We start from the raw sequence: 16,236 nt of genomic DNA on the forward strand, positions 1-16,236 counted from the left end.
ATATTTTATAAAACAGTATACCGGGCAGGACGCATTTTAAGCGGCCTGCTTGGTGTACATTTTCTTGTTTAAGGGAGAGTATATAGTGCCAAAGACTTACTTGACAAATAGAACGAAATATATCATTGCTCTTGGCATCCTGTTTTCATTCTTCGTGAATGTTAAGATGGTGCAGGCTGGTGATCTGAATGCAAACGAAGCGGCGGTAGTCAGTGCGGCACAGGGGGTATTTGAATTAAACGGGGAGAAGTATAAAGTAGATCCGACCTTTATCCAACAGCTGAGCAGCTATCTGAATCAAGATGGAATTGATCTGACAGCAGAGCAGAAAGACGAAGCTATTGCAACAATGTTTTCCAATGTTGGGCAAGGCATATCAGAAGGATATCTTGTACCGGCAATAGAGGGAGATACAGATACTGGGTCAACAGATTCCGGGAATGGCAGCAGTACAGATACTGTAGGCGATGGGAAGGATTCCGGTAAGTCTTCCGGCGATACGAAGCAGCCGGATAAGGCAACTGGAACAAAGGAGAATGATTCAGACAACGATAACAAAGATAAAAAGGATGATAAAGTCATCCTTAATGAAATCAGAAAACAACCGGTCACAGTAACTAAGACCGATCAGGATAAAAATAAAGTAACCGTAAAGAATGAGAAGAATAACAGTATAGTTGTAGTTAACACGGTCATAAAGAATACCGGATATGATTTAACCACAGCTTTCATTATTGGAATCGGCTTGCTAATAATGCTTGTTATAAGCATAATCATTACATTGAAATTCCGGTTTTTCCGACAGGAGGAACAGAAATCTTGAGCAAGAGAAAGAATAAGAAAATGATGCAGTATCTTCTGCATCCGGTGATTTTTATACTGGCTATTTCCGCACTTTCTTATGCCGGCGGAAGACCTCTTCTTGCAATGGCAAGAGCGAATATGAATATGTTAATTGAAAAAGGTGCTCCAAGCTATTCCAACGAATATAATAGTGAATTCACAGATTTATTCACTGCGGATAAGCAGTTTAATATCAAAGATATACAGATACCCGAATATGGGGCTCATTATGGTAATATCCTATGTCAAAATATTGATATGAAGGTACCGCTTTATTATGGTGACAGTGATGAGTTACTGGAAAAGGGTGCAGGGCAGTACATAGCCAGCGGATTGCCGGGAGAGGGAAGACCTATACTGATAGGAGGACATGATTCCATTTACTTTAAGCCTCTGGAGAAGATTGCGGCAGGTGATACCATTGAAATCCAAACCAATTACGGGATATTTACCTATAAAGTTACAGAAACCAAGGTGGCAGAGGCCTCGGATACAACCGCATATTCTTTAATAGGCGAAAAGGAGCAGCTGATCTTATATACCTGTTATCCTTTTGGTAAGCTAATTGGTGATAGGAATCAAAGGTTTTTTGTATATTGCGACAAAACAGATGGACAGAAGGATTAGCAGAAGAATATCTGCTGATTCGTTACATGTTTGAAGGAGAACATCGGATGAAACATAATACAGACCGGTTACAAAACCTCATAAGCTCGGTATTTTCCTTCCTGCTGGCAATTATGTTATTACTTCTCTTATTCATAGCGGGATTGTTCAGCGGAGCCTTTAATGACAAAGTAATAAAAGCGAAGGTAAATGAAAGCAATTTCTACAATGAGACATATTCCATCATCTATGACCGGTCGGAATCCATTCTTAAGGAGGCCGGGTTACCGGAAAGTATATTAAAGGATGCAATTACATTGCAACGAGTATACATTGGCGGAAAATATTATGTAGAGGATGTACTGGCGGGAAAAGGACCCTCCTATAAGACGGACAAATTAAAAGCCACACTGGAAGCAAATATAGGAGATTACCTTGAACAGCAAAATATAGAAGTAACAAAGGATTTGGAGGCAGGGACAAAAGAGCTTACGGAAAGAATTATTCAGGAATATCGAAGAGGAATACAGTTTGACTTTATTAATTCCATCAGCCGGTTGAAATACAGCAGTATTCGAATAGTAACTTTTATACTACCTGTCATAATAGGCTTAATACTTCTTATTAGCTTTCTGCTATTTCGAATGCACAAATATAAACACAGAGCAATCCGCTATATAAATTACAGTGTTATTACAGCCAGTGTACTGACCGGTGGGGCGGCAATTGCTTTACTCTTGCTAAAGATATATAACAAAGTTACAGTCCAGCCAAAGTATTACAATACATTTTTACGTAACTATTTCAGCTGGGATATCAAGGTTTACCTATATCTGGCGGGACTTGGAAGTATAGCAGCAATTCTTTTATTTCTGCTGACTGAGCATATGAAAAACAATATAAGTAAATCTTAGGGGTTTTAAAGATGAATACAAGTATTTTTATGGATATCCATACTCATATACTGCCGGAGGTAGACGATGGTGCTTCCACAATGGAAGTAACCAGGAAGATGCTTCTTCAGGCAAAGGAACAAGGAATACAGACAATAATTGCCACACCGCATTATGGCACCGGTAAGAGAGAAAAAAATCCTTTACAATTAAAGGAAGTACTTGAAAAGGTTCAAAAAGAAGCCGATGAACTGTCCGCGGATATAAAACTATATCTGGGCAATGAGTTGTATTATAGAGAAGCAATATTAGAGGCAGTAGTTAGAGGAGAAGCACTCACACTGGCAGAAAGCAGATATGTACTGATAGAATTCTCCGTAGGTGTGAAGTACAACACTCTTTATCAGGGCTTAAGAGAATTTGTTCTGGCAGGTTATGCACCTATTCTTGCCCATGTTGAAAGATATCAGTGTCTGATGGAAGACGAAGAATTGATACAGGAGATAAGAGAGCTGGGGGTATATATTCAGATGAATGCTGATAGCCTCCTTGGCAGTTTTCTTAATAAGCGTACTGCGCAGCATAGAAGACTGATTAAGAATCGGCTCATTCATTTTATAGCAACTGACTGCCATAATAATGATACCAGAGCTCCAGAAATGCAAAAAGCCTATCAGATTGTGGAGAAACTTACAGACTCCCAATATGCCAAGGAACTGTTTCTTGATAACCCCGGCAAAATTATCGAAAATAAATACTTATGAGGAGCACCACAATGGAACAAAATACCAACGACGAGATTGAAATTGATTTACTGGAACTATTCCACCTGATTCGGGCACGTATCTGGATAATTATACTATCCGGTATTCTTACGGCAGTTTGTGCGGGACTTATAAGCAGCTTTTTACTAACACCTATCTACACCTCTACCACGAAGCTATATATCTTAAATAAATCCACTTCCCTTACCAGCCTTGCGCTGCAGGATTTACAGCTTGGTACCCAGCTTACCCAGGATTACATGGTCCTGGTTAAGAGCAGACCGGTAGTAACACAAGTCATTGACAACCTGGAATTAAATATGACCTATGAAGATATGTTAAATGTAATTACTATCGATAACCCAGCGAATACCCGTATCCTTGAGATAACAGCCGATTATCCGGACCCTTATCTGGCGAAGCGTATCGTTGATGAATTTGCAACTGTATCTACTACCCGAATTGCTAAGATCATGGATACCTCGCAACCGACCGTTGTGGAAGAAGGTTATCTGCAGCCGAATCCCTCCAGTCCCAATATAAAGAAGAATACAATTATCGGAGCATTGATTGGTATTCTGCTGTCCGGTGGAATTATTGTTGTTCTCTATTTGTTAGATGATACCATTAAGGATTCAGAAGATATTGAGAAATATCTTGGCTTACATACTCTTGGATTAATTCCTATAGAGACCGGCGCACAGAAACAGATGGAGCTTGATAAGAGAAAGAGAAGAAGGCAGTTGAAGAAGGGGAATAGAAAGAAGGCAGGAAGGGGTTAGGTTGAAAATGAACAAGATTAAATTTGAGAAAAGAGCAGAACTTGATTATAGAGCCAATGAAGCGTATAAGACCTTAAGAACCAATATTCAGTTCTGTGGAAGTGATATTAAGGTAATAACCTTTACCAGCTGTACACCCAATGAAGGAAAGTCCAGTGTTTCTTTTAATCTGGCGGTATCTTTTGCGCAAATGGGGAAGAAAGTAATATTAATAGATGCCGACCTCAGAAAATCTGTTATGGTAGGCCGCTATAAAGTAGGAGCGGTGGAGTACGGATTGACTCATTACCTATCCGGCCAGAATGAATTGGATGAAGTAATGCTTGAGACAGACATCGAGAATATGGATGTGATATTTGCAGGAACTTTCGGACCGAATCCGGCAGAACTTCTGGAACATCAGAGATTTCATGATATGGTGGGAATGCTGCGGGAAGTATACGATTATGTATTAATTGATACACCGCCACTGGGTTCTGTTATTGACAGCGCACTGGTTGCGAAGATATCCGACGGAGCGGTTCTTGTAATAGAAAGCAATGCTATAAGCTATCGCTTTGCGAAGGATGTAAAAGCTCAGCTGGAGAAGTCGAATTGCAGAATATTAGGAGCAATACTCAATAAAGTGCAATTGGAGAAGAAGGGATATTACGGAAAATATTACGGTAAGTACTATGGCAAATATTATGGCACATACGGTAATGATAACTGATAAAAATAAAAAAGGATATAGGAAAAAAGTCCGTCACATTTCCTGTCACAGGTTGATAAAGAATCTTATACAGCTATAATATATCATAGTAAAGCAGTAAACCCTATTCACAAACTATGTGAACAATATTTTGTATGAACATTATATTCAAAAAGAGATTTTATTTTGATTATAAAGTATACATATTGCAGAATTTTTGTAAACACAAAACCATTGAATTGACAATATTTGGAATTAAGAATATAATGAGTTTACCATATAACCGGTAAAGGATTATGTATTATGCTTATATATCTCAATATTGTCAGCTTTGATCATCAAGAAATAGGATAAGCACCTATAGGGGAGAGAAGTTGTATGAGACAGGGATTGGTATTCTTATTAGCTATAGCAGAAAATCAGCTTCAGATGGACGGTATTAATATTTTATTACTCTTACTTCTTATTACTGGATTGATTATAGCACTGGTATTGTGCAGACGATTATCCAAGAAATATCATCTATACGATAAGAAGAAGGACCAGGAGATATTAAAGCATACATAGGCATAGTGATGGGGGATATAGAATGTAAGACATAGAAGCAAATTAACTGGATATATGTGGTGGATGCGATCCGGCATTACTACTGTATCCTTTATTTTTTTATGCATATACTTAAGAGGCTGGGGTACATATGGGAAGCAAGAAAAAGAATGTGGGAGATTTAGTACTATTTGTAGTTGATTTGACAGGTCTTTTAATAGCATTTATACTAGCGGTTTTTATTCGGTACAGTAAATTAAGTCCGGATTACATGACGAATCTGTATGGCAGTACGTTGTTTGTCTTACTGCTGACTTACGTTGTAATATTTGAAGCAGATAATAAGCGAATGACTATCTTTCAGAGGGGTTTCGGAGAAGAAGGCATCGCCATTCTCAAGGATCAATTGATGCTGCTTGCAGTCCTGGTAATCTATCTGTATGTGACAAAGCAAGGTGGAAGCTTCTCAAGATTATTTGTGGGAATCTTTTTTATTATCAATTATCTGATAACATATGTACTTAGAAGTTACCTGAAGGTATACATGCTTGCATATTATAAAAAAAGCATTTCCAGTAATAAGGTTCTGTTGATTACCACTTCAGACAGGGCTTCTGATGTTATTAAACGAATACGGAATGAACATGAATGGTCAATACAGCTTAGCAACATTGCCATTGTAGATAAAGATATGATAGGTGAGAAGATTGAGGGGATTCTGGTTCTTGGCAGCAGCACTAATCTTATTGAGATAGCCAGATTGAATGTAGTGGACGAGGTGTTCATTAACCTTCCCTATCGATATGATTTTAATATGAACGATGCAATCTATGAGTTTGAGAAGATGGGCGTTATTGTACATGCTAATATCGAAGTTAATCCAATGTTTCGCTTCAAGGAGAAATCCCTTGAGACCTTTGCCGGACATCAGGTAATAACCTTCTCCACCGGTATCTTCGACCCGAAGCAGGAAATCTTAAAGAGAATCATAGACATAGCAGGAGGTCTTGTCGGATTACTAATTACTGCAATTATTACGCTCTTTCTAGCCCCGGCCATTAAGATAGATTCGAAGGGACCTGTATTCTTCTCTCAGGTTCGTGTGGGCAAGAACGGCAGAAAATTCAAGATATACAAATTCCGCTCTATGTATATCGATGCAGAAGAGCGTAAGAAGGAGCTGATGGAGCAGAATGAAATGCAGGGATTGATGTTCAAGATGACAGATGATCCCCGTATTACAAAGGTTGGTAAGTTCATACGCAAGACAAGTCTGGATGAGTTCCCCCAGTTTCTGAATGTCTTAAAGGGAGATATGAGTCTGGTGGGAACAAGACCGCCTACACAGGATGAATTCGTGCAGTATGAGGCGAGACATAAGAGGAGGCTGAACTTAAGACCGGGGTTAACTGGACTCTGGCAGGTTAGTGGGAGAAGTGATATACAGGACTTTGAAGAGGTTGTGAGGTTGGATCTGGAGTATATTGATAATTGGAATATTGGGTTGGATGTGAAGTTGATATTTAAAACGATTGGAGTTGTGGTGTTTGGGAGAGGGTCGAGATAATTAGCAATAATATACCGTAGCTGCGATAACAACGAAACTCTGTCGTAGACTATCTGTTAATTATTCAGTTGATTTAATTAAGAGCATGTGCATAAATATCAGCAATAATTACATCAGTATCAATAACTTTCTTGTCCAGTAGCGACTAAAGAAAGAGCATCCGTCATTAGGTTATTAATCAGGCGGGGGTTTCCCTGGCAGTAGCCATGAACTGCACTTAGGGTAGCATCTTCGATGATTAGCTGGTAGCTCAGTAGAAAGATTGTAGATGATGTAGTCAGTGATTTCATAATCATTCAGGTTTTCGTAGGTGTAACAAACCGTAATTCGCTTTTTTAGGCTTCATGAACAGCTTTTCTAGGATATTATTCAGATACAGTTCTCCGGCAAGGATTAATGTAAAGCATTTAGTGAAATCATATCCATGATTCATAATCAGCTTGATGTTCTTTAAGTAGCTGTAGAAGCATCCGAATAGGTACCATGAATAATTGGTGTTATCAAGGCGAAGCGGAAGTGTGCAGTTAGGATGGGATACATCCAACGTAAAACGGGAGCAGCTTAGTCTGACAGGAAAATTCCGTAAACCGGTATTGCTGTAAAAATGAAAGGGAGTATGAATTAAAGAACTCCAGTGGAAATGCTGGGTTATCAAAGAGCAGACGGTGAAAAGTAAGGGAGAAAATTTCCGCATCTGAAAGAGTTCCAATCTATAAAGCGGTGAAGATCTTTGAGAGTTGCGCAACATTAAATATTGAGCGGGAGTATAGGACTAATGAATAACAATAAAAAAAAGTTAAAATTATGCCTGGTTGGTTCCTCAGGTGGACACCTCACACATTTATATATGTTGAAACCATTTTGGAAAGATAAAGAGCGATTTTGGGTTACATTTGATAAGGAAGATGCTAGAAGTCTTCTGCAAGGTGAAGAGATGTATCCATGTTATTACCCAAGCAATCGTAGTATCAAGGCTCTCATAATCAATACAGTTAGAGCATTGAAGGTTATCCTCAAAGAGAGACCTAATCTTATTATATCTTCAGGTGCTGCGCCTGCAATCCCATTTTTTTATATTGGAAAATTATTTGGAGCAAAACTAATCTACATAGAAGTTTTTGATAGAATTGATAAACCAACTATGACTGGAAAGCTGGTATATCCAATTGTAGATATGTTTATTGTTGAGTGGGAAGAAATGAAAAAGGTATATCCGAAAGCGGTGAATCTAGGAAGTATATTTTAAGGCGGTGGAAAAATGATTTTTGTCACAGTAGGTACACATGAACAACCTTTTAATCGGCTAATTGAATATATAGATAGTATGAAGCGAGATGGAATGATAGAAGAAGAAGTTGTAATTCAAACTGGATATAGTACATACGAGCCCAAATATTGTACGTGGCAGAAATTGTATCCATTTCAGCAGATGGCAAAGTTTGTAGATGAGGCAAGAATAATAATTACTCATGGTGGACCGTCTAGTTTTATTATGCCGTTACAAGTAGGAAAAATACCGATTGTAGTTCCTAGGCAGAAGAAGTATGATGAACATGTCAATGATCATCAAGTTGAATTTACGCAGGAAGTTGCAAAGAGGATGGGAACCATTATTAGTGTGGTCGATGTAGATAAGTTGGGGGATGTAATAAAGAACTTCGATGAAATTGTTGAAGATATGCATGGTGGTAGTTCTAGCAATAATAAAAAGTTCTGTGAAGAGCTAGAGATGATAGTAAACGATATGTTTAAGGAAAAAAGAAAATGACGGATAACAAAAATATTTTGATTATTAGTACAGTGGGTTTAATATATGATGGAATAACAAGCGTAATCATTTCATATTTGCAAGCGATGGATCTTTCTGGATTGAAGATATATGTCGCAGCAACAATAGACTCTAAACCAAATTTAAGAAAACAGATTGAAGAGTTAGGATGTACAATAGTCGACTTTCCTAATAGAAGAACACACACCTTTAAATATGCAATTGAGCTATCAATGTTTATAAGAAGAAAAAAAACTGATGTTGTACATGTTCATGGAAATAGTGGGACTATGGCTATAGAGATGATTGCATCATATCTAGGTGGTTGTAAAATAAGAATTGCACATTCTCATAATACTAAATGTGATCAAGTTAAAGCAGATAAAATGTTAAGACCATTATTTTACCGCTTTTGCACAAAAGCTATATCATGTGGAACAGAAGCTGGGAATTGGTTATTTCCGAATAGAAATTTCGAAGTTTTAAAAAATGGAAGAAATATAGACTATTTTTCTTTTAACCAGGAGAAGCAAAGAGCTTTTCGCAAAAAATTATCAATAAATGGGGGTATAGCCATAGGTCATGTGGGGGGATTTTATCCGCAAAAGAACCATGACTTTTTGGTTGAAATATATAGAGAGATCAGAAAAATGGAGCCAGATGCAAAACTTTATATGATTGGAGATGGTCCGTTAAAAAGTGAGATAGAACAAAAGGCAGCGAATATTGGAGTAATATTTACTGGAACAACGGATTTGATTTCAGATTATTTAAATGCAATGGATGGAATGATTCTTCCCTCCCTGTTTGAAGGAGTGCCTTTGGTTGTTATAGAATGGCAAATTAATGGCCTTCCATGTCTATTGTCAGACAAGATATCAAAAGAGTGCGCGCTGACAGAAAATGTTGAGTTTTTATCTTTGGGTGAATTACCAGAAAATTGGGCTAAAAAAATTATTGATATGGCTAAAAATAACAATAGAGAGTTGAGTGCAAAAATTACAAGAGATAAAGTAATAACTTGTGGATTTGATATAATAGAATCTGCCAAGAGATTAAAGCAGATATATATTGGATAAGGAGATTTTTATGAATATTGGTTTATTTACCTCGGTGTATTTTAATAATATAGGTAATGGATTTATTGATTTAGGAGCCGAAGCAGTATTAAAAAGGGCAATGCCTGTTAATTATGAACTTGTGAAAATAAGTCAATGTGCTAATTTTGCTGCATCAATGGGTAAATCGTTTATATTAAAAGAAAATTTATTTGTGAATTGGGTTTGGGTAAATCTTATGCAAAAATTTGCAAGTAAATTTCATGATAAAACATATCAGGCAATAAGTACTCTAGATGTGCAATCAATTGCAAAAATTGTAGATCTTGATTTCATGGTGATTCCTGGGTGTGTACTGACAGTTCCGTTTTTTACTATATATGGAAAACTATTGGAAGAAAAAAGTAAAGAAGGATGTAAACTTATTTTTATGGGGGTAAGTGGAAATTTCTATACTGATTATGAAGTAAATGTAGTTAGTAAATATTTGGAAAAATTAAAACCATTAGCTATTATGACTAGAGATTCTATTGCTTACAACAATTATAAAAATTTAGCTAAATATACTTATAATGGCATAGATAATGTATTTTTTGTTAATTTATTAAATATCCCTAGAGTAAAGACTAATCCGGAATCATATGTTGTAGTTAATATTGAAGAACCTAAGCACAAACACATTAAGAACAAAGTTATTAAAAACCTAGAAAAGAGGGGAAAGAATATTATTTTTTCCAATCATAAACCATTTCCTTATTCAAAGATTACTAAATTGGTGAAAAATGGTGAATTAGTATCAGATTATCCACTGGATTATTTGATGCTCTATAGGAATGCAGACGAAGTATATTCGGATAGGGTTCATGCATGCATTCCAACATTATCATTTGGGAATAAGGCAATACTTTTTTCAGAAAGTCCAAGAAAAGCCTTATTTGAAAATGTTGGAGTTAAAAACATAGATAATAAACCTATTCAAGTTCAAGACTTGGCCAGTAAGCAAAATGAACAAATACATTTTCTTGCTAAAATATTAGTTGATGAGGGAATATTGTGAAAATTGCGGTTTTAATGTCTACATATAATGGAGAAGCATTTCTTAATCTGCAGATGCAAAGTTTGTCTGAGCAGACAGTTGTTGATTCAATCACTGTATATATTCGTGATGATAGAAGTACTGATAATACCATTAATATTATACAGAAATGGGAAAAAAAAATAAAAATAATTCTTATACAAGGAATTAATAAAGGCCCTGCAATGAGTTTTTGGGATTTGTTAAAATATGTTCCTGGAGAATTTGATTACTACGCTTTTTGTGATCAAGATGATATATGGGACAAAGATAAACTTGAAATTGCAACTGGTTATTTAAATGATGATGTGCATTTGTATACATGCAATTGTCGTAGCATTGACGCTAATAATAACATTTTTGAAAAAAAGAGAAGGAAAGAATATCCGGTAATAAGTATTGAAACATTATTTGTATCAGGTGTCACACAAGGCTGTGCAATGGTTTTTTCAAAAAAATTAAAAGAATATATATGTAATTTACATATTACAACAATACCAATGCATGATTTAATTGTTATGCTATATGCGCTGCAAATGGGAAGAGTATATTGGGATATCGAACCTCACTTTAGCTATAGATTTCACTCAAATAATGTTATTGCAAAAGAGAAAAAGAAGGTATTTTCGAAATTACTTACCACGGTCAGACGGTGGGATAAGAATAAGAATGTATCAATGTCTAACGTAGCAACTGAATTATTAGCACAAGTTACTATTAATAATGTTGAAACAGAAAAATTCTTAAGACAAATAAGTAATTACAAAAAATCAATCAAAAGTAAATATTTATTGTTGAATAACAAAAAAATAAGAAGTTGCAATCAGAGAGCTCTTCGATCCTTTTATATAAGAATTATATTAAATTATTTATAAATGAAAATATCATGAAAAACTGCACACATTTTGATATATATCTATATTTGAGTTGAAATTAATGGAGAATAGTAATATGAAGATATGTTTTGTACTACCACAAATGTTAAAGAAACCTATTGGTGGTTATAAAATGGTTTATGAGTATGCTAATAGATTGAAAAAAGAGGGGCATGATATTGGGATTCTTTTTTTGAATGAAAATGCCTTAAAGAAATATAAATTACCATATATTATTAGATATGTTGCTGTTGAAATATTCACTAGAATTGAGCCTAGGTGGTTTATTCTTGATAAAAAAGTTAAAAAGTACAATAGTTTAGAAAAAAAAAATTATAAAGAGATTAATTCTTATGACTTGGTGATTGCGACGGGTGTTGATACAGTAATGTTTTCAAATCAAAAATTTAATAAAGCTCGTAAAGCTTATTTTATACAGGGCTATGAAAAGTGGATATGCTCGGAAACCGAGCTTATTAGAACATATGCAATGGGAATGGACAATATTGTAGTATCAAGTTGGATGAAAGATATTGTTGATAAATATGGTAAAAAACCTGCTTTATTACTTCAAAATCCAATAGATTTAAATGTATATAAAGAGCTTACACCAATAGATAAGAGAGAAAGTTTCTCTGTTGGAGTGCTTTACCATAAAGCGAAATGTAAGGGTTTTAAGTATGCATATGAAGCGTTACTACAAGTGAAAAAAGAACTTCCAAATCTTAAGGTTTATATGTTTGGAACAACAGTTCCAGATTTTGATTTGCCAGAATGGTTTGATTTCACTCTTAACGCATCACAGAATGAAACGGTGAATATTTACAATAAAATTTCTATCTTTTTATGTTCAACAATTGAAGAAGGATTTGGTCTTACAGGATTAGAGGCTATGGCATGTGGGGCTGCATTGGTCAGTACTGATTATAACGGCGTAATAGAATATGCAGTTGATGGAATAAATTGCCTCTTATCACCAGTTGGTGATTCAGTTTTATTAGCAAAAAAAGTTATAGAGCTAGTTTATAATCAAGAATTAAGATTAAAGATAGCAAGAAAAGGTATAGAATCTGTCAAGTCTTTTTCATGGGATAATGCAATGAACATTCTAAATGATTATTTAAGAACAGTGGAGATAGTGGATAATGAAAGAGATTAATAGCAGTATAGTTAATAATAAATTAATGACAAATATTTTTCTGGGAACTATCGTGTTAATTCTACTTCTTCAAAATGGACCACTTCATAATATGCCAATAATTTTGATTATTATTCCTATATTTTTTTGTGGTCAGAAGTTCGTTTTGCTTGTAGGGAAAAATGAAAAGTATGTAATATATTATGGTTTGTATCTGCTAGCAGTCACGCTTTTTAATATAAATAAAAATTATGATTTGAATTATACAATAAATCTGCTTCTTCAGTATTTATTAATCTATATTAGTGTGAAAATTGTGATTCAAAAAATTAATAAGAAAGATGTACTATTGTTTTTTAGAAATATTGGTATTGTTATTAGTCTTTTATGCTTGCCAGAAGCAATCACAGGAGTACATTTTATTGCAAACTTTTTAGGCAAACAACTGGGAAGTACAACAGCTCGTGTTGTTTCGATTTTTAATCATCCTATTATATGTGGTTGCTTTCTTGTAATTACTCTTATACTTATTATTGTTTATCCGTTAAAAAAATATTCTTATCAAATAATATTGGTCTCAATTATACTAGTTGCAATTGTCTTAACGCAGTCAAGAAGTGCTTGGTTGGCGACTGCTATATCTTTGCTAGCATATTTTGTTCGATTTCATAAGAATAAAATAAATAAAAAATATTTGATTTATACGTGTGTATTCATCGGGCTTATTGTGACTGGGACAAGGATATTTAATCATAATCTATTCTTTGTTATATGGAGTTTTATATACAATAGATTAAATGGATCATTTGAGGCTGGTGAAGGCCATATAGTAAGAATAGAGATTATTCTAAACGCTGTGGATTATTGGAAGGAAAATATTTTTTCATTTATTTTTGGAAATGGTAAAAATTATGGATTACTTTTTATGAAGAATAATCCTATTCATAAATTCGGTACTTTTACGTGGGATTCTGCCGTTGATAATCAATATATTACGCTTATATTCGAAACGGGAATTATAGGATTGTTATTCATCATAAATATTATTTTAATTAATGTCAAAAGATTTGTTAGAGCAAACAAAGAGGATAAAGAAGGAATAGCTGTTTCACTGTGTCTGATTGGAAATAGTGTTTGTCTATTCTTTTTTGAAGGATTTAATTATCCAGTTCTTGTTTTGGTATTTTTAATCATGATTTTTATTGGAGATGATAATGCAAGGATACACAGCAAAGAAATACAGAAGTAATAGATTATAGCAACTAAAGGTTATGGGGAGTGCAATTGATCCAAGAAGTAGAGAACATAGTAAGTTTGTATTTCGTTTAGCAAAAGCTAGTAGGAATCTGCTTTGCTTCATACATGAAATCCAATAAAATCAGTGTTAGGTTTAAATCCACATGATGTGAAGCAGATAAAGGACTTGAGGATAATAGCTAGATTAAGAATGACACTAAGTCTAAAACTTATCTAAAACCTTGTAAAGGATGGATAGTAATTTGGAAATGCAATACTTTACAGATAAACTATATACAGATTTTCTTAAGTTGCCAAAGTTCAGAGAACAGCTGATTGAGGATAGAATTTGTTTACTTAATAGACTTCATCGAATGCTGAGGGATATTTTTCAGAGCATAAGGATGCTTATGGTAAGATTGATGGTGCATTTGTCTTGCAAATATTTATTAAAACATAATTTTCAGTGTATTTTAATACACTTGGTAGCGAAGGAATATAACAGAATTGGCATAATGCTAAGTTTAGAGAATGCGGTTATAGCAGAGCAGAAGAAATATTAATTTTGGCTATTCAGTGTAAGACGCAATGACTATTCTGCATTTTTTAGCTTTAGTTATAGATGTTATTATATAAAGATAAGCCTTAAAAATCGATAATATAAAGGGAAATGGAATAAATTAAAATGAATAAAGACATAAAAATAAAAAGTGTAAAGTATAATTTTGCCATGAATATTATTCTCAAAATGTCTTCTTTTATTTTTCCACTTATAACATTACCATACATAACAAGAACTCTTGGTGCTGTTGGTAATGGTAAAATTGCTTTTGCTAGTTCTGTTATAACATATTTTTCAATGTTTGCACAGTTAGGAATTCCTACTTATGGAATACGTGTATGTGCTAAATGTAGAGATGATAAGGCAGAATTAACAAAAACAGTTCAGGAATTACTTGTAATTAATGGCGTTGCTGTTATATTGTCTTATCTTGCATTAGGGTTTAGCATTATAGGGATTTTGAAATTTCAAGAAAATAGCACGTTAATGTTAATAAATTCAGTATCTATTTTATTAAATGCAATTGGAATGGAATGGCTTTATCAAGCAATTGAGCAATATCAATATATCACAATACGTAACTTAGTATTTAAAATTATATCTATTGTTTTAATGTTTTGGCTTATTCATAAACCAGAAGATTACATTAAATATGCCATACTTATTGTTATTAGTGCAGGTGGATCATATATTTTAAATTTAATTAATTGTAGAAACTTTCTGGAACATCGACTATACATTGGAAAATATAAATTTAGGAAGCATCTGAAACCTATTTTTACTTTTTTTGCATTATCCGTATCAATATCAATATATACTAGTATGGATACAGTCATGCTGGGTTTTTTTTCTGGTGATGAGCAAGTTGCTTTCTATGCGTTGTCTACAAAAATTAAGATGGTGTTGGCAACAACAATATCAGCATTGGGACCAGTCTTACTTCCAAGAATAGTGTATTGTATAAATAATGGTCAACGAGAAAAATTCAAATCCTATATAGAGAAATCATTACATTTTGTAACTTTGATAGCAATTCCAGTTACAATATACTTTGTTGTGATGGCACCTACCGTGGTTGACATACTTGGTGGAGAGGCATACATATCAGCTACCCTATGTATGCAAATTATAACTATTACAATTATTCCTTTAGGTATAGGGAATGTTGCATGTTCACAGATTTTAACACCTATGGGAAAAGAAAAATATACGATGTATTCTACCGTTTGTGGGGCAATTATAAATTTTGCACTTAATATAGTATTAATCCCTCGATTTGGTGCTGCAGGAGCCGCAATAGCTACAGTTTTTGCTGAAGCTATTATTGCATGTATCCAAATATATTATGTGAGAAGTGAAGTCAGAACTATCATTTTGCATTTGCCGTATATGAAGTTTTTAACGGCAAATGCTACTGGGATTGTGTGCTTGATTTTGTTTACTAAATATGTTTCGATTGGTAATTCATTGGTTGAGATGGTTGTAACATGTTGTTTGTTCTTTGGAATATATATGACCGTGATGATTACTCTGGGTGATGAATTACTTCAAAAATATATAATACAATTGTTTTACAAAAAATAAGAAAGTAAACTACGCATATATTCTTAACTAGAAGAAATATATATGGGTTAGGAGTGCTATAAATTTTCATAATGTATATCAGGGGATTATCCACTGACTTATTCAAAGGATAAGTCAATTGTAACGATAATCGTAGTTGTAATGAACTGTAATTCGCTGTTTCAAGGCTTCATGAATCAGTTTTTTGAAATAATATTCAGATATAGCTCTCCGGCAAGGACTATTGCAAAGCAGTTAAGGGAATCGAA

16 protein-coding genes are annotated in these 16,236 nt (G+C 34.3%); all 16 read left to right on the forward strand.

The features are described 5' to 3' along the window. Window positions 1–85: 85 nt before the first annotated feature. Window positions 86–823 (forward strand): hypothetical protein, encoded by a 738-nt coding sequence (locus bsdcttw_RS02005; protein WP_185257785.1) that lies wholly within the window; start codon window positions 86–88, stop codon window positions 821–823. Continuing rightward, window positions 820–1,470: a class D sortase gene (locus tag bsdcttw_RS02010; RefSeq protein ID WP_185257786.1), complete on the forward strand. Its 651-nt coding sequence runs from the start codon at window positions 820–822 to the stop codon at window positions 1,468–1,470. Before bsdcttw_RS02005 ends, bsdcttw_RS02010 begins: the two co-directional genes overlap by 4 nt. A 47-nt stretch (window positions 1,471–1,517) precedes the next feature. Next, window positions 1,518–2,363, forward strand: coding sequence for a hypothetical protein (locus bsdcttw_RS02015; RefSeq protein WP_185257787.1), 846 nt, complete (start codon window positions 1,518–1,520; stop codon window positions 2,361–2,363). A gap of 11 nt (window positions 2,364–2,374) precedes the next feature. Then, on the forward strand, window positions 2,375–3,106 hold the full coding sequence (locus tag bsdcttw_RS02020; protein ID WP_185257788.1) for a CpsB/CapC family capsule biosynthesis tyrosine phosphatase: 732 nt from the start codon (window positions 2,375–2,377) through the stop codon (window positions 3,104–3,106). 11 nt (window positions 3,107–3,117) lie between these two features. Then, window positions 3,118–3,888, forward strand: a complete 771-nt coding sequence (locus bsdcttw_RS02025) for a YveK family protein (RefSeq protein WP_185257789.1) — start codon at window positions 3,118–3,120, stop codon at window positions 3,886–3,888. Window positions 3,889–3,895: 7 nt separating this feature from the next. Next, entirely contained in the window at window positions 3,896–4,600 is a 705-nt protein-coding gene (locus bsdcttw_RS02030; RefSeq protein ID WP_185257790.1) for a CpsD/CapB family tyrosine-protein kinase, read from the forward strand. A 357-nt stretch (window positions 4,601–4,957) separates the two neighbouring features. Beyond that, window positions 4,958–5,146, forward strand: coding sequence for a hypothetical protein (locus tag bsdcttw_RS02035; RefSeq protein ID WP_185257791.1), 189 nt, complete (start codon window positions 4,958–4,960; stop codon window positions 5,144–5,146). A gap of 130 nt (window positions 5,147–5,276) precedes the next feature. Further along, complete coding sequence (locus bsdcttw_RS02040; protein WP_185257792.1) at window positions 5,277–6,692, forward strand: sugar transferase; 1,416 nt, start codon at window positions 5,277–5,279, stop codon at window positions 6,690–6,692. Between the two features lie 775 nt (window positions 6,693–7,467). Further along, complete coding sequence (pssD, locus tag bsdcttw_RS02045) at window positions 7,468–7,938, forward strand: PssD/Cps14F family polysaccharide biosynthesis glycosyltransferase (RefSeq protein ID WP_185257793.1); 471 nt, start codon at window positions 7,468–7,470, stop codon at window positions 7,936–7,938. 12 nt (window positions 7,939–7,950) lie between these two features. Beyond that, window positions 7,951–8,460 carry a glycosyltransferase gene (locus tag bsdcttw_RS02050; protein ID WP_185257794.1) on the forward strand — a complete coding sequence of 170 codons (510 nt, stop codon included), beginning with the start codon at window positions 7,951–7,953 and terminating at the stop codon, window positions 8,458–8,460. Beyond that, window positions 8,457–9,539, forward strand: coding sequence for a glycosyltransferase family 1 protein (locus bsdcttw_RS02055; protein ID WP_185257795.1), 1,083 nt, complete (start codon window positions 8,457–8,459; stop codon window positions 9,537–9,539). Before bsdcttw_RS02050 ends, bsdcttw_RS02055 begins: the two co-directional genes overlap by 4 nt. Before the next feature lie 10 nt (window positions 9,540–9,549). After that, on the forward strand, window positions 9,550–10,575 hold the full coding sequence (locus bsdcttw_RS02060) for a polysaccharide pyruvyl transferase family protein (protein ID WP_197979819.1): 1,026 nt from the start codon (window positions 9,550–9,552) through the stop codon (window positions 10,573–10,575). Continuing rightward, the gene (locus bsdcttw_RS02065; RefSeq protein WP_185257796.1) at window positions 10,572–11,468 is read left to right on the forward strand and encodes a glycosyltransferase; all 897 of its coding nucleotides are present in this window, start codon (window positions 10,572–10,574) and stop codon (window positions 11,466–11,468) included. Before bsdcttw_RS02060 ends, bsdcttw_RS02065 begins: the two co-directional genes overlap by 4 nt. 76 nt (window positions 11,469–11,544) lie before the next feature. Continuing rightward, window positions 11,545–12,627 (forward strand): glycosyltransferase family 4 protein, encoded by a 1,083-nt coding sequence (locus bsdcttw_RS02070; RefSeq protein WP_207726479.1) that lies wholly within the window; start codon window positions 11,545–11,547, stop codon window positions 12,625–12,627. After that, window positions 12,614–13,855 (forward strand): O-antigen ligase family protein, encoded by a 1,242-nt coding sequence (locus bsdcttw_RS02075; RefSeq protein WP_185257798.1) that lies wholly within the window; start codon window positions 12,614–12,616, stop codon window positions 13,853–13,855. Before bsdcttw_RS02070 ends, bsdcttw_RS02075 begins: the two co-directional genes overlap by 14 nt. Window positions 13,856–14,527: 672 nt before the next feature. Continuing rightward, complete coding sequence (locus tag bsdcttw_RS02080) at window positions 14,528–15,988, forward strand: flippase (RefSeq protein ID WP_185257799.1); 1,461 nt, start codon at window positions 14,528–14,530, stop codon at window positions 15,986–15,988. Window positions 15,989–16,236: the final 248 nt, after the last annotated feature.

Origin of the sequence: Anaerocolumna chitinilytica (genome assembly GCF_014218355.1) — a bacterium.
GTDB lineage: Bacteria > Bacillota > Clostridia > Lachnospirales > Lachnospiraceae > Anaerocolumna > Anaerocolumna chitinilytica.

Coding starts and splice junctions, on each gene's coding strand:
- bsdcttw_RS02015 (WP_185257787.1), top strand. CDS start 1,518: ATGAAACATAATACAGACCGGTTACAAAACCTCATAAGCTCGGTATTT.
- bsdcttw_RS02020 (WP_185257788.1), top strand. CDS start 2,375: ATGAATACAAGTATTTTTATGGATATCCATACTCATATACTGCCGGAG.
- bsdcttw_RS02025 (WP_185257789.1), top strand. CDS start 3,118: ATGGAACAAAATACCAACGACGAGATTGAAATTGATTTACTGGAACTA.
- bsdcttw_RS02030 (WP_185257790.1), top strand. CDS start 3,896: ATGAACAAGATTAAATTTGAGAAAAGAGCAGAACTTGATTATAGAGCC.
- bsdcttw_RS02035 (WP_185257791.1), top strand. CDS start 4,958: ATGAGACAGGGATTGGTATTCTTATTAGCTATAGCAGAAAATCAGCTT.
- bsdcttw_RS02040 (WP_185257792.1), top strand. CDS start 5,277: ATGGGAAGCAAGAAAAAGAATGTGGGAGATTTAGTACTATTTGTAGTT.
- pssD (WP_185257793.1), top strand. CDS start 7,468: ATGAATAACAATAAAAAAAAGTTAAAATTATGCCTGGTTGGTTCCTCA.
- bsdcttw_RS02050 (WP_185257794.1), top strand. CDS start 7,951: ATGATTTTTGTCACAGTAGGTACACATGAACAACCTTTTAATCGGCTA.
- bsdcttw_RS02055 (WP_185257795.1), top strand. CDS start 8,457: ATGACGGATAACAAAAATATTTTGATTATTAGTACAGTGGGTTTAATA.
- bsdcttw_RS02060 (WP_197979819.1), top strand. CDS start 9,550: ATGAATATTGGTTTATTTACCTCGGTGTATTTTAATAATATAGGTAAT.
- bsdcttw_RS02070 (WP_207726479.1), top strand. CDS start 11,545: ATGAAGATATGTTTTGTACTACCACAAATGTTAAAGAAACCTATTGGT.
- bsdcttw_RS02075 (WP_185257798.1), top strand. CDS start 12,614: ATGAAAGAGATTAATAGCAGTATAGTTAATAATAAATTAATGACAAAT.
- bsdcttw_RS02080 (WP_185257799.1), top strand. CDS start 14,528: ATGAATAAAGACATAAAAATAAAAAGTGTAAAGTATAATTTTGCCATG.